Source organism: Corallococcus sicarius (assembly GCF_003611735.1).
GTDB lineage: Bacteria > Myxococcota > Myxococcia > Myxococcales > Myxococcaceae > Corallococcus > Corallococcus sicarius.
On sequence record NZ_RAWG01000046.1, the window covers coordinates 31032 to 43337 of the forward strand.

Consider the following 12306-nt stretch of genomic DNA (forward strand, 5'->3'; position numbering starts at 1 on the left):
CGGCCGCCCTACCCCAGCATGCCCAGGAGCTGGCCCAGCTTCGTGCGCAGCTCCTTGCGGTGGACGATGGCGTCAATCATCCCGTGCTCCAGCAGGAACTCCGAGCGCTGGAAGCCCTCCGGCAGCTTCTGGCGGATGGTCTGCTCGATGACGCGCGGGCCCGCGAAGCCGATGAGGGCGTGCGGCTCCGCGAGGATGATGTCGCCCAGCCAGGAGAAGGACGCGGCCACGCCGCCGGTGGTGGGGTTGAGCATCACCGACACGTACGGCTTGCCGCCGTTGCGGAAGCGCGCGATGGCCGCGGACGTCTTCGCCATCTGCATCAGGGAGAAGATGCCCTCCTGCATGCGCGCGCCGCCGGAGGCGGAGAACACCAGCGCGGGGCACTTGAGCTCATAGGCGCGCTCGAACACGCGCGTCACCTTCTCACCCACCACGGAGCCCATGGAGCCGCCCATGAACTCGAAGAGGAAGCAGCCCAGGGAGACCTGGTGGCCCTCGATGCGGCCCACGCCGGAGATGAACGCGTCCTTCTCGTCCAGGTTCTTGCGCGTGGCCTTCAGCCGGTCCTTGTACTTCTTGGTGTCGGTGAAGCCGAGCGGGTCCAGGGGCTCCAGGTCCTTGTCGAACTCCTCGAAGGAGTCCGGATCCAGGGTCGCCGCGAGCCGCGAGCGCGCCGTCCAGGCGTGGTGGTGTTCGCAGTGCGGACACACCATCCAGTTCTTCTCCAGCTCCTGACGGTAGATGATCTCGTCGCAGCTCTCGCACTTGGCCCACAGGCCCTGCATGCGGGAAGGCTGGGGCTCGGCTGCGGGCTCGGCGTCGACGGCGATACGAGGCTTCTTGGAGAACCAGGCCATGAGGGCGCCAGGGGTTAATCCGCCTGCCGCCCACCGTCAATACCCCCGTACGGCGCGCCGCGGCACGGCCTGCGCCAGCCGGGCGTCATGGCGGCGCTAGAACTGGAACGTCTCTCCCAGTTCCAGGACGTTGACGGGCAGTGGGGCCAGCTCCTTCTTGAGCTGCGTCACGAAGGCGGGCTTCAGGTGGTAGAGCATCACCTGGGCGCCGTTGCGGTCGAACTTGCGCAGCTCCGAGCCCACGGTGGCGGGCGTCAGGTGGCCGGAGATGTCCGCCAGGGCCTGGAGGCTGTTGGGGAAGCTGGCCTCCAGGAGCAGGGCCTTCAGGTCCTTCGTCGCGTTGAGGGCCTTCCACAGCTTGTCCGTGGGGCCGGTGTCGCCGCTCATCGCGAGCGAGGACTTCCCGTCGGAGATGATGAAGGCGCACGACTCCACGGGGTGGCTCACCGGCACGCTCTTCACGGTGTAGGGGCCCACCTGGAAGGTGCTGCCGGCGCGGAAGGTCTTGATGGCGAGCACGGGCTTGAGCCGCGTGGGGATGCGGGTGAAGTCCGGCCAGAGGGCGTTGTTGAACATGTTCTCGCGCAGCGCCTTGGCGCACTCGCGGGACGCATGGATGGTGACGGGCTTGTCCCTGCGGCCGATGACCAGGTCGGCCAGCAGCGGCAGGTCCTTCACGTGGTCGAAGTGGCTGTGGCCGACAAGGATGTCGTCGACCTTGCAGAGCTGCTCCAGCGTGAGGGTCCCGGTGAGTGCGCCCGCGTCGAGCGCGAGCACGTCATCCACGAGGAAGCAGGTGCTCCTGCACGTGGGAAGCTCTCCGCCGTGGCACCCGAGGACTTGCAGCTTCACGCTAGAGGTCTCCGAACTTCCACTTCATCTCGAGGTAGTTGAGGAAGTCATGCAGCCGGGCCGTGTCATACACGGTCAGTCTGTCACCGCTGCGCTCGATGAGCCCCGCGCGCTCCATGCGGTCCAACATGCTGCGCACGGCGGGCTCGCCCACGCCGATCTGCCGGGGCATCTCCCGCACCGCGAAGTCGATCTCCACGCCCTCCTCCAGCGGCCGGCCGCGCGCCTGGCAGGCCTGGAGGATCTGGTGGACCACGCGGCTGGCCGGATCCCCGTGGAGCAGGTTTTCGATCTGCGCGTCCGCCTCCGACAGGCGCTCGGCCAGCTTCTTGATCATCCGGACGGCGATCTCCGCGTTGCCGCGGATCATCGCCTCGAACGTCTTGGGGTCGATGACGAGCAGCTTCGCGTCGTCGTGGACGGCGGCGGAGGCGTTCCGGGGCTTGTTGGAGATGATGGCCATCTCCCCGAAGAACTCGCCCGGCCCCAGCACGGCGAGCACCTTCTCCACGTCGCGCACGCGCTTGGAGATGGCGATCTTCCCCGACTGGATGACGAACATCTCCTTGCCGATCTCTCCCTCACGGAAGAGCTCGGTGCCCTTGGGGAACTCCTTGCCAAATCTTTGAAAGAGGGTTTCCTCGGCGCCCATCTGACCAACGAGTCAATCAGCCCCCACCCCACCGGTCAAATATCGCGAGAGCGATATCGCGAGGCCGCCTGGGCCGCCTGCCCCCGGGCCCGACCTATTTGGTCGTCGCGGTGAAGACGCCATCCCAGTCCTCGGGAGGCGGCTGGAGGCGGTGGGCGGCCACGGCGGCCAGGTAGCGGAGGGAGACAGGGTCCTCTGGCCAGCGGGCGAGCACGGCCTGGAAGCCTGCCCCGGCGCCGTCCCAGTCGCGGGCGGAGAAGCGCGCCGCCGCGTCCTCGAAGGTGGCGAGCGCCTCCGCGTCCGCGGGGGAAGCGGCTCCCAGGGCGCGCAGCTCGTAGAGGCCCACGGGTTCGCGCTTGCCCTTGACGCGCACGGCGCCCAGGCGGCGGGCGGTGACGTGGTCCTTCACGAGCGCGTGGGTGTGCTCGGAGATGAGGATCCGGGTGCCGTACTCCTTGTTGAGCCCCTCCAGGCGGGAGGCGAGGTTCACCGCGTCGCCCATCACGGTGTAGTTGAAGCGGCCGAGCGTGCCCATGTGGCCCACGTTCATGAAGCCGGTGTGGATGCCCACGCCGATGTCCACCTCCGGCTGGCCGGCCTCGCGCCAGCGGGCGTTGAGCGTGTGCAGCGTGTCCAGGAACGCGAGCGCCGCGCGGCAGGAGCGCAGCGCGTGGTCCGGTTGATCCACCGGCGCGCCCCAGAAGCACATGATGGCGTCGCCGATGTACTTGTCGAGCGTGCCCCCGTGCTGGAAGACGACGTCCGTCATCGGCGTGAGGTACGCGTTCACCAGGGCGACCAGCCGCTCCGGGGGCAGCCGCTCCGCCAGCGTGGTGAAGCCGCGGATGTCGGAGAAGAGGACGGTGAGTTCCTTGCGCTCGCCGCCCAGCTTGAGCCGCTCCGGGTGGGCGAGCACCTGCTCCATCACGCTCGCGTCCAGGTAGTGCTGGAACGCGTGGCGCAGGCGGGCCTTCTCATGGTCCACGGAGAGGTAGCTCAGGAACAGCAGCCCCACGGCGGTGGTCATCAGCGAGGCGACGGGCACCACCGTGGCCACCTGGACGCCGATACCGAACAGGAATTGATCCACCTGGAGGTAGGTGCCCACCAGCACCAGCGCCGCGACCAGCATCCACGCGGTGCGCACGCGCGTCAGCAGCCGGGCCAGGAGCCACGCCGCCGCGAGCATGAAGGCCGCCTCCAGCCGCCACGCCAGCGCGGGCCGGGTGAGGAAGTCCTGCTGGAGGATGTTGGAGAGGACGGCCGCGTGGACGAAGACGCCGGGCTCCAGTTCGCGGAACGGCGTCACGCGCTGATCAAAGTTGCCCGTGAGGGTGATTCCCACCAGCACGGCCTTGCCGCGCACGGAGGCCGCGTCGAACCGGCCGTCCACCACGTCTCCCAGGCTCAGCGTGGGGAAGACGCTGGCGTCGCCCGGGTAGTTGATCAGGAGGAAGGGCTCGGACTCCGGCAGCGGGACGTAGCGGTGCGCATGGTGCTGCCGTCGCAGGCGCAGGCCCACGAGCCGGCCCGTGTCCACGTCCAGCATCGGCTCCACGGCCTCCGCGCCCACGTAGGCGGCGGCCACCTGCACATCCAGCGACGGCAGGAAGCCCCCTGCCCCTTCCAGCTTCGCGAGCGGAGGCAGCCTGCGCAGCGTCCCGTCCGCGTCGGGCACGGCGCTGAAGAAGCCCAGACGAGCGCTGGCCCGGGCCAGCTCCGGCAACGGAGTCTGCGCGGAGTGGTTGCGCCACCCGGGCACCCCGGCGAAGTCGCGCGCGATGACGGCCGCGGGCGTGAGGGGGCTGAAGAACCGGCGCAGCAGGTGCGGCGCGAGCAGCGGGGCGCGCTCCTGTTCCTGCGCCGCGAAGAGGGCCTCATCCCCGGACGGATAGACGATGACGCCCTGCACGGCCTGGGGCGTGCGCGCGAGCGCGGCGGCCAGCGCGGCGTCCCCGGTGGCGGTGACGCTCGCGGCCAGCTCCTTCCTCCAGGTGGCGAGGGCCGGGGCCACGGTGAAGGCCTCTGGCGTCTCCTGGAGCACGCGGTCCAGGGTGCGGGCGGCCTCGGCGCGCACCTGGGAGGCGGTGCCGGGGTCCGCGTCGGCGAAGACCATGTCCAGGCCGATGGCGGTGGCGCCCGCTTCGCGCAGGTGATCCACCGCCAGGGCCAGCTTCTCGCGGGGCCAGGGCCAGCGGCCGTGGCGCTGCACGCTGCGCTCGTCCACGGCGACCACCATGACGTCCGGATGGGGGGCTTTCGGGCCGCGCACCTGGAACTGGAGGTCGGTGACGCGCCCTTCGAGGACGTGGACGCCGCGCACCAGGAGGGGCACGGGCGGAGCGCCTTCGGCCACGAGGCCGATGGCGGGCGTGGCCTCCACCCAGGCGTGGAGCCCACAGAAGAGCGCGGCCACCAGGAGGGCGAGCAGTTCGAAGCGGTGGCGTGACAGGCCGGTCTTCATGCCGGGGGGCATGGTAGCCGCAAACCTGACACGGGGGCTCCGAGGCCCGAGACAGGGGGCTCCGGGAGGGATACAAGGCCGGCCCGTGGGAACGACCTACAAGCAGTCCGGAGTAGACATCGAGGCCGGCGACGCGTTCGTCGAACGAATCAAGCCCCATGCCGCGCGCACCACGCGCCCCGAGGTGTTGGCCGGGGTGGGCGGGTTCGGCGGTCTGTTCGCCCTGCCGCCCGGCAAATACCAGGCGCCGGTGCTGGTGGCGGGCACCGACGGGGTGGGCACCAAGCTCAAGGTGGCCTTCCTCGCGGGGCGCCATGACACGGTGGGCATCGATCTCGTCGCCATGTCGGTGAACGACATCCTCACCTGTGGCGCGGAGCCGCTCTTCTTCCTCGACTACTTCGCCACCGGCAAGCTGGAGGTGGACGCGGCGGCGGAGGTGGTGAAGGGCATCGCGCTGGGGTGCGAGCAGGCGGGGTGCGCGCTCCTGGGCGGGGAGACGGCGGAGATGCCGGGCTTCTACCCGCGGGGCGAGTACGACGTCGCGGGCTTCTGCGTGGGCGTGGTGGAGCGCTCGGCCATCATCGACGGCAAGACGGTGAAGCCGGGGGATGCGCTCATCGGGCTGACGTCGTCGGGCCTGCACAGCAACGGCTATTCGCTGGCGCGCAAGGTGCTGCTGGACGACGCGAAGCTTCCGCTGGACGTGACGCCCGAGGGGCTGGATCGCCCGCTGGGTGACGCGCTGCTGGAGCCCACGCGCATCTACGTGAAGGACGCGCTCGCGCTGTGCCAGGCGGTGAAGGTGAAGGGCATGGCGCACATCACCGGCAGCGGCATCCCGGGCAACCTGCCCCGGTGCCTGCCGGACGGGACGCGCGCGGTGCTGAGCGAGGCCGCATGGAAGAAGCCGGCCATCTTCGACCTCATCGCGAAGACGGGCGGCGTCGCGCGCGACGAGATGTTCAGCACGTTCAACATGGGCCTGGGCCTCATCGTCGTGGTGGCGAAGGAGGACGTGGCGAAGGCGCTGGAAGTGCTGCGCGGCCGGGGCGTGGAAGCGTCCGAGGTGGGCCGGGTGGAAGCGGGCCAGGGCGAGGCCACGGCGGTCATCGACCCATGAGCGCGCGACGGGCGCGGCTGGGGGTGCTCGTCAGCGGCGGCGGGAGCAACCTGCAGGCGCTGCTCGACGCGGCCCGGCAGGAGGACTTCCCGGCCGAGGTGGCGTGCGTCGTGTCCAACGTGCCCACCGCGTACGCGTTGGAGCGCGCGCGGCAGGCGGGCGTGCGCGCGGAGGTGGTGGATCACAAGGGCTTCGGGTCGAAGGCGGACTTCGAGGCCGCGCTGCGCGGCGTGCTGGCCGACGCGGGCGTGGAGTGGGTGTGCCTGGCGGGCTTCATGCGGCTGGTGAGCGCCGACTTCCTGAACCACTTCCCCGGGCGCGTGCTGAACATCCACCCTTCCCTGCTGCCCGCGTTCCCGGGGCTGCATGCGCAGCGCCAGGCGCTGGAGCGCGGCGTGAAGGTGGCAGGGTGCACGGTGCACTACGTGGACGCGGGCACGGACACGGGGCCCATCATCGCGCAGGCGGCGGTGCCGGTGCTGCCGGAGGATGACGAGGCGAGCCTCAGTGCGCGCATCCTCGCGGAAGAGCACCGGCTGTATCCGCTCGCGGTGCGGCTGGCCGTGACAGGCGCGGTGACGCTGGATGGGATGCGCACGCGGGTGGATGCCATCGTCACGGGGGATGGACGCGCGCTGCGCAGTCCGGGTGCCCCGAAGTGAAGCAGGACGCGGCGCGGGGGTCTGATTCCGGGGACTCCGCTGCGACGAAGGCTTCGGACGGCGCGGCGCAGCCAACGCAGGCCTCCGAGTCCTCGGCCCGCGATGCGCGGCGACAGGCCCTGCGTGACGCGCCCGTGGTCCTCGTCAGCGCGTGCCTGCTGGGCGAGGCCTGTCGGTATGACGGTCGCTCGCAGCGCTCGGAGCGGGTGCTCGCGGCACTGGAAGGCAAGGCCGTGGTCCCCATCTGTCCGGAGGCTGGCGCGGGCATGGGCATCCCCCGCCCTCCCGTGGACCTGGCCGGTGGCACGGGCGTGGACGTCTGGGCCGGCCGCGCGCGGGCCCTCACCCGGGACACTCGCGAGGACCGCACCGCCGCGTTCCAGGAGGGCGCCCGGATGGCGCTCGACGCCGCTCGGAGGTTCGAGGTCCCGGTGGCGCTGCTGAAGGAGAAGAGTCCTTCGTGCGGCAGCCAGCGCGTCTACGACACCGGCGTGCTGCGGCCGGGCGAAGGCATCACGACCGCGCTGCTGCGCGCGGACGGGCGTACCGTCGTCAGCGACGAAGACCTGTAGTCCAACGGATCATCCCCGCGCGGGCAGCACCAGCTCATCCCCGGGACGCGGCGCGAAGCAGGCCTCCACCTCCGCGTCCGTCACATCCGAGAGCGTGGCCGGGCTCCAGCGCGGCTTCTGATCCTTGTCCACGAGCACGGCCCGGATCCCCTCGCGGAAGTCCGGCCGCGCGGTCAGCGCCTGGCTCAAGCGGTACTCCACCCGCGCCATCGTGTCGTAGTCCTGGCCGCGCCCCTCGCGAAGCTGCCGCAGCGTCACCTTGAGGCTCGTGGGCGACATGCGCAGCAGCGTGGCGCGCGTCTCCTCCGCCCACGCGGACCCCTCCTGCTCCAGCGCCGTGAGGAGGTCCTCCACCCGGTCCCCCCGGAAGCACCGCGCGATGACGTCCGCTCGCGCTTCGAGCGTGGAAGTCCCTGGCTCCGCGATGAAGCCCGCGAGGACATGCGCCGCCACGTGGTGGCCCGGCCCGCTCCAGTCCGCGGCCACCAGCGCGTCCACCACCTCCTCCAGCCGCGAGGACTCCACCCGGTGCGTGGCATACCCGAGCCACACCGCGTCCGCCGCGTCACACCGCGCGCCCGTCAGCCCCAGGTACGTCCCCGTCTCGCCCGGGAAGCGCGGCAGGAACCAGCCGCCGCCCACATCCGGGAAGAGGCCGATGCCCGTCTCCGGCATCGCGAGCACCAGCCGCTCCGTGACGGCCCGGAACCCGCCGTGCACCGACAGCCCCAACCCGCCACCCATGCAGATGCCATCCACCAGCGCGATGAAGGGCTTCGGGAAGTGGTGGATGCGATGGTTGAGCGCGTACTCGGCCAGGAAGAACTCGCGCGACAGGGGGCCTCCCCCGCCTGCGTCCGGACGGCCGAGCGACCCGGCCACCGCGCGCACGTCCCCTCCCGCGCAGAACGCCTTGCCCCCCGCGCCGCGGATCACCACCGCCTTCACGGACGGATCCGCCGCCCACGCGTCCAGCCGGGGATGCAGCGCCCGGCACATCTCCAGGGACAGCGCGTTGAGCGCCTTCGGGCGGTTGAGGGTGACAAGGCCCACGGCTCCCCGGGTCTCCAGCAGCACGTCCTCGCTCATGCCGGCGGGGATATCAGGCCCGACCGTGCACGCTTGGGAGATTCCGGGGGTGACACGGCGGCGAAAAAAGGTATGGGGAGAAAATGACTTCCGCAGCGCCCTCCCTGCGCGCCGCCGTCTTCGACATGGACGGCACGCTTGTCGACAACATGGACTTCCACAACCGGGCCTGGGTGACGCTCGCCCGGAAGCTGGGCCTGGAAGGTCTGACGGCCGAACGGTTCCAGAACGACTTCGCGGGCAAGAAGAACGAGGAGATCTTCCCGGAGCTCCTCGGGCGCACGCTGTCCGTCGCGGAGCTGGATGCGCTCGCGGAGGAGAAGGAGTCCCACTACCGCGCCATCTACCGACCCTATCTGGCGCTGCACCGGGGCGCGGGGGCGTTCCTCGACCGGCTGCGAGACGCGCGCCTGCCCATGGCCGTGGCCACCGCCGCGCCGCAGGGCAACCGCGAGCTGGTGCTGGACGGGCTCGGCCTGCGGCCCCTCTTCGCGGTGGTCGTCGGCGCCGAACAGGTGAAGCGCGGCAAGCCCGCGCCGGACATCTTCCTCGCGGCGGCCCAGGCGCTGAAGGTGCCCCCGGAGGCGTGCGTGGCCTTCGAGGACGCCATCAACGGCGTGCTGTCCGCGCGCGCCGCCGGCATGGTCACGGTGGGCATCACCACCACCACCACGGCCGAGAAGCTCAAGCAGGCGGGCGCCCATTTCACCGCCGCCGACTTCGACACGCTGCCGCCCGCGCTGCTGGCGCGCCTCTTCGACGCGCGGCCCTGAAGGGGCGGCTAGGGGGTTCCCCGGACCCGGAGCCCCCGTGCCAAAAGGGCGCCAGACGCGGTGACGTTGTGTAGTGTTCGGCCGCCATGTCGACGTCCGCCGCCAAACTCAAGCTCCCCTCGGGCCCGTCCCGGCACGTGTACGACGTCATCGTGCTGGGCAGCCAGGTCGGAGGCGCGCTCGCCGCCGCGCTCCTGGCGAAGCGCAACCACCGCGTGTTGCTGGTGGAACACGACGGCATGGGCCCCGGCTACGAGCACGATGGCTTCGTGCTCCCCTACGCCCCCTTCGTCGCGCCGCCCCTCAAGGCGATGCCCGTGGTGGAGGAGGCCCTCGCGGAGCTGGGGCTCGCGACGACCATCGGCCGGGCGCTGCGCCCCCATGTCCCGGAGCTCCAGCTCGTCCTGCCCAAAAACCGCGTGGACCTCACGGCGGACGCCACCCGGCGCCGCGCGGAGCTGACGCGCGAGTTCGGCGAGGCCGGCGAGGGCATCCAGGGCGCCCTGACGGGCAGCGCCGCCCAGCACGAGGCCACCGACGCCTTCTTCAAGGAAGGCCCCCAGCTGCCCCCGGACGGCTTCTTCGAGTCCTGGAAGCTCAAGGGGCTCATCAAGGAACACCCCGGCCTCACGGCGACGCCCCGGCTCGCGAGCGAGGACCCCGCGCTGTCGCTGGTGCGCGGCCTCTTGCCCTTCCTGGTGCACCTGGAGAAGCCCACCGCGCCCCTGGCGCTCACCCGGGCCCTGTCGCAGGTGCTCACCTCGCCTTCCACCTACCCCGGCGGCATGGACGCCCTGCGCGACGCGCTCACCCGCAGGCTCGCGGAGCTGGGCGGCGACGTGCTGGGCCGCGACAACCCGGCGGGCTTCATCGTGGAGGAGCTGGCCTTCGACGGCAGCAAGTTCGCGGGCGTGAAGCTGGTGCGCTCGGAGACGCTCTACCGGGCCTCCTGCCTGGTGACGGCCACGGACTCCGGCGCGCTGCGCCGGCTGGTGACGGACAAGAAGCACCACCGGGGCCTCCTGGAGCACCTGGACCAGTCCAACACCAAGTCGCTGCTGTTCACCGTGAACTGGGTGGTGCCGGAGGCGGCGCTCCCGCGCGGCATGGGCGAGCTGGTGCTGGTGGACACCCAGGACCCGGAGCTGGGCCCGCTGCTCGTGCAGCAGCACCCGGCCCGCACGGCCGCCTCCGCGGGGGCCCACAAGGACGTGGAGGGCGTGCGCGTGGTGTGCGCCGGCGCCTTCGTCCCGGCCTCCGCGCGCGACCTGGGCGAGGAGCACCTGCAGGCCCTGGCGCTGAAGATCGACGAGCACCTGGACCGGCTGATGCCCTTCACGAAGCAGCACCGCGCGCTGCGGTCGGCCCCCTACCTGGACGCCGGGGGAGTGCGCGGCAGCCGCCTGATGCCCCACCCCCTCTACAGCTTCGAGACGGAAGCCTTCCTGGGCGTCACGGGGTTGAATCAGCGCACGCCCGCCAAGAACGTGATCCTCGCGGGCCGCGAGGTGTTGCCCGGCCTGGGCCTGGAGGGCGAGCTGCTCGCGGGGATGCGGGCCGCGAAGCTGGTGCAGGACATGCTGAAGAAGAAGGATCCCCTCAAGGGGTAGGGGTCCGTCACGGATCCGGCTGGATTTTCGGACTGTTTCTGGTAGGGTCCGCCGCTCTTTTATGGGCTGCCGTAGAACGCCCCAGTTTTCAAGGAGTTAGCAGTCATGGCGTGGAAGTGCGACCTCTGTGGGAAGCGTCCGCTGGTGGGTAACAACGTCAGCCACGCGAACAACAAGACCAAGAAGCGGAGCCTGCCGAACCTGCAGAAGCTGCGGGCGAATGTCGCGGGCAGCATCGAGCGCGTTCTGGCCTGCACCCGCTGCATCAAGGCGGGCAAGGTGACCAAGGCCGCCTGAAGTCCGGGGTCCTTCCGGTGGGCATGACGCGCGCGCCTCAAGCAGCGCTTCCGCCCACCGAACGGCTCCACCCCCGCGCGGATGACCTGGACCTCCTCCCTGTCGAGGCGGTCGTCCGACGGTTGCATCAAGAAGACCTGATCGCCCTTCGTGCGGTCCGTGAGGCCTTGCCGGCAATCGCCGTGGCGGCCCGGACCGTGGCGGAAGCCCTGCGCGTTGGAGGCCGGCTGCTCTACGTGGGCGCTGGCACCAGCGGGCGGCTCGGCGTGCTCGATGCCAGCGAGTGTCCCCCCACCTTCGGCGTGCCGGCCACGTGTGTCCAGGCGGCCATCGCGGGCGGCAAGCGGGCCCTGACGCGCGCCGTGGAGGGCGCCGAGGACGACGTCGAAGCGGGGGCTCGGGCCGTGCGCGCCTTCCGGGCAACGGCGCGCGACGTGGTGTGCGGCATCTCCGCGAGTTCCTCCACGCCCTACGTCCGGGGCGCCCTGGACGAGGCGCGGCGCCTGGGGGCCCGCACGGTGCTGGTGTGCTGCAACCCGCCCGGCAGGGCCATGCGGGCGGACACGGTGGTGCTGGCGCGCACCGGGCCGGAGGTGGTGGCGGGCTCCACGCGGCTCAAGGCGGGCACGGCGACGAAGCTCGTGCTGAACGCGCTCACCACGGCGGCCTTCGTGGCGCTGGGCAAGGTGTACCGGGGGCGCATGGTGGATGTGCGCCCGACGAACGCGAAGCTGCGGGCCCGCGCGGCGCGGATGGTGGCGGAGCTGACGGACCTGCCCGCGGCCCGGGCCCGGGCGCTGCTCGACGCCTCGGGGGACAGCGTGAAGCTGGCGCTGGCCATGCACTTCACCGGACTTCCGGCGGCCCAGGCGCGGCGCAGGCTCCAGTCCGAAGGCCTGCGGACGCTCGCCCCCTCTGTGCCCGGCCGGGCTTCGAAGCGGGGCGGAAGGCGGGCCTCCACTCCGGTGGAGAATCCGCGCGGCAAGCGCCCCCAGACGGCAGGTGCAGCAAGGCCCCAGACCGCACCTCCCCCTGCGCAGGCAGCGAAGACGCGGCGCGACAAGCAGCCCAAACGACAGGGGTAGCAGGTCCTCCTGCGTCGCCTGTAGCCGGGCGGTGACCGGAAGACGCGGCGCCACAAGCGGCCCCCAACACCAGGCCCAGCAAGGCCCCCTACGTCGCCGGCCGCAGAGCAGGCGGCGAAGACGCAGCGCGGCAGGTGGCCCCGAACGGAGGCCCCCAAGCCCTTGCTCGCGCCCCCCGCTCCCGCCAGGGCCCCGGGGCGCCGCCGGTCCTGAACACCGGAAGCCCCGGACACGGCGAGGGTGGGAGCCGGGCTTTAGACTGAAGGC

The 12306-nt window shown here is 71.4% G+C and carries 12 protein-coding genes; 7 read left to right on the top strand and 5 right to left on the bottom strand.

The window, feature by feature from the left end; genetic code table 11:
- Positions 1 to 8: 8 nt before the first annotated feature.
- The 4 genes from accD to D7X12_RS10025 all read right to left on the bottom strand — a co-directional run bounded on the left by accD (position 9) and on the right by D7X12_RS10025 (position 4840).
- Positions 9 to 860, bottom strand: coding sequence for an acetyl-CoA carboxylase, carboxyltransferase subunit beta (gene accD, locus D7X12_RS10010; protein WP_120625036.1), 852 nt, complete (start codon positions 858 to 860; stop codon positions 9 to 11).
- A 96-nt stretch (positions 861 to 956) separates the two neighbouring features.
- A complete protein-coding gene (locus tag D7X12_RS10015; protein WP_120625037.1) occupies positions 957 to 1712 on the bottom strand; it encodes an MBL fold metallo-hydrolase in 756 nt (251 codons plus the stop codon).
- A gap of 1 nt (position 1713) precedes the next feature.
- Positions 1714 to 2364: a Crp/Fnr family transcriptional regulator gene (locus D7X12_RS10020; protein ID WP_120625038.1), complete on the bottom strand. Its 651-nt coding sequence runs from the start codon at positions 2362 to 2364 to the stop codon at positions 1714 to 1716.
- Between the two features lie 94 nt (positions 2365 to 2458).
- Positions 2459 to 4840, bottom strand: coding sequence for a CHASE2 domain-containing protein (locus tag D7X12_RS10025; protein ID WP_120625039.1), 2382 nt, complete (start codon positions 4838 to 4840; stop codon positions 2459 to 2461).
- A gap of 73 nt (positions 4841 to 4913) precedes the next feature.
- Between D7X12_RS10025 and purM the strand changes: the two genes are divergently transcribed.
- The 3 genes from purM to D7X12_RS10040 are packed head-to-tail and all read left to right on the top strand — an operon-like array spanning position 4914 to position 7185.
- Complete coding sequence (purM, locus tag D7X12_RS10030; RefSeq protein WP_120625040.1) at positions 4914 to 5951, top strand: phosphoribosylformylglycinamidine cyclo-ligase; 1038 nt, start codon at positions 4914 to 4916, stop codon at positions 5949 to 5951.
- The gene (gene purN, locus D7X12_RS10035) at positions 5948 to 6613 is read left to right on the top strand and encodes a phosphoribosylglycinamide formyltransferase (protein WP_120625041.1); all 666 of its coding nucleotides are present in this window, start codon (positions 5948 to 5950) and stop codon (positions 6611 to 6613) included. The genes purM and purN overlap by 4 nt, the downstream gene beginning before the upstream one ends.
- A complete protein-coding gene (locus D7X12_RS10040) occupies positions 6610 to 7185 on the top strand; it encodes a 2-thiouracil desulfurase family protein (RefSeq protein ID WP_244224462.1) in 576 nt (191 codons plus the stop codon). The genes purN and D7X12_RS10040 overlap by 4 nt, the downstream gene beginning before the upstream one ends.
- A gap of 9 nt (positions 7186 to 7194) precedes the next feature.
- On the opposite strand, the gene D7X12_RS10045 is transcribed toward D7X12_RS10040, so the two are convergent.
- Positions 7195 to 8274 carry an enoyl-CoA hydratase/isomerase family protein gene (locus tag D7X12_RS10045; protein WP_120625042.1) on the bottom strand — a complete coding sequence of 360 codons (1080 nt, stop codon included), beginning with the start codon at positions 8272 to 8274 and terminating at the stop codon, positions 7195 to 7197.
- 83 nt (positions 8275 to 8357) lie between these two features.
- On the opposite strand from D7X12_RS10045, the gene D7X12_RS10050 reads away from it, so the two are divergent.
- From D7X12_RS10050 to murQ, 4 genes are all read left to right on the top strand, one after another.
- A complete protein-coding gene (locus D7X12_RS10050; RefSeq protein WP_120625043.1) occupies positions 8358 to 9047 on the top strand; it encodes an HAD family hydrolase in 690 nt (229 codons plus the stop codon).
- 86 nt (positions 9048 to 9133) lie between these two features.
- Positions 9134 to 10657, top strand: a complete 1524-nt coding sequence (locus D7X12_RS10055; protein ID WP_120625044.1) for an NAD(P)-binding protein — start codon at positions 9134 to 9136, stop codon at positions 10655 to 10657.
- A 105-nt stretch (positions 10658 to 10762) separates the two neighbouring features.
- Positions 10763 to 10954, top strand: coding sequence for a 50S ribosomal protein L28 (gene rpmB / locus D7X12_RS10060; protein ID WP_120625045.1), 192 nt, complete (start codon positions 10763 to 10765; stop codon positions 10952 to 10954).
- A 23-nt stretch (positions 10955 to 10977) separates the two neighbouring features.
- A complete protein-coding gene (gene murQ, locus D7X12_RS10065) occupies positions 10978 to 12039 on the top strand; it encodes an N-acetylmuramic acid 6-phosphate etherase (RefSeq protein WP_120625046.1) in 1062 nt (353 codons plus the stop codon).
- Positions 12040 to 12306: the final 267 nt, after the last annotated feature.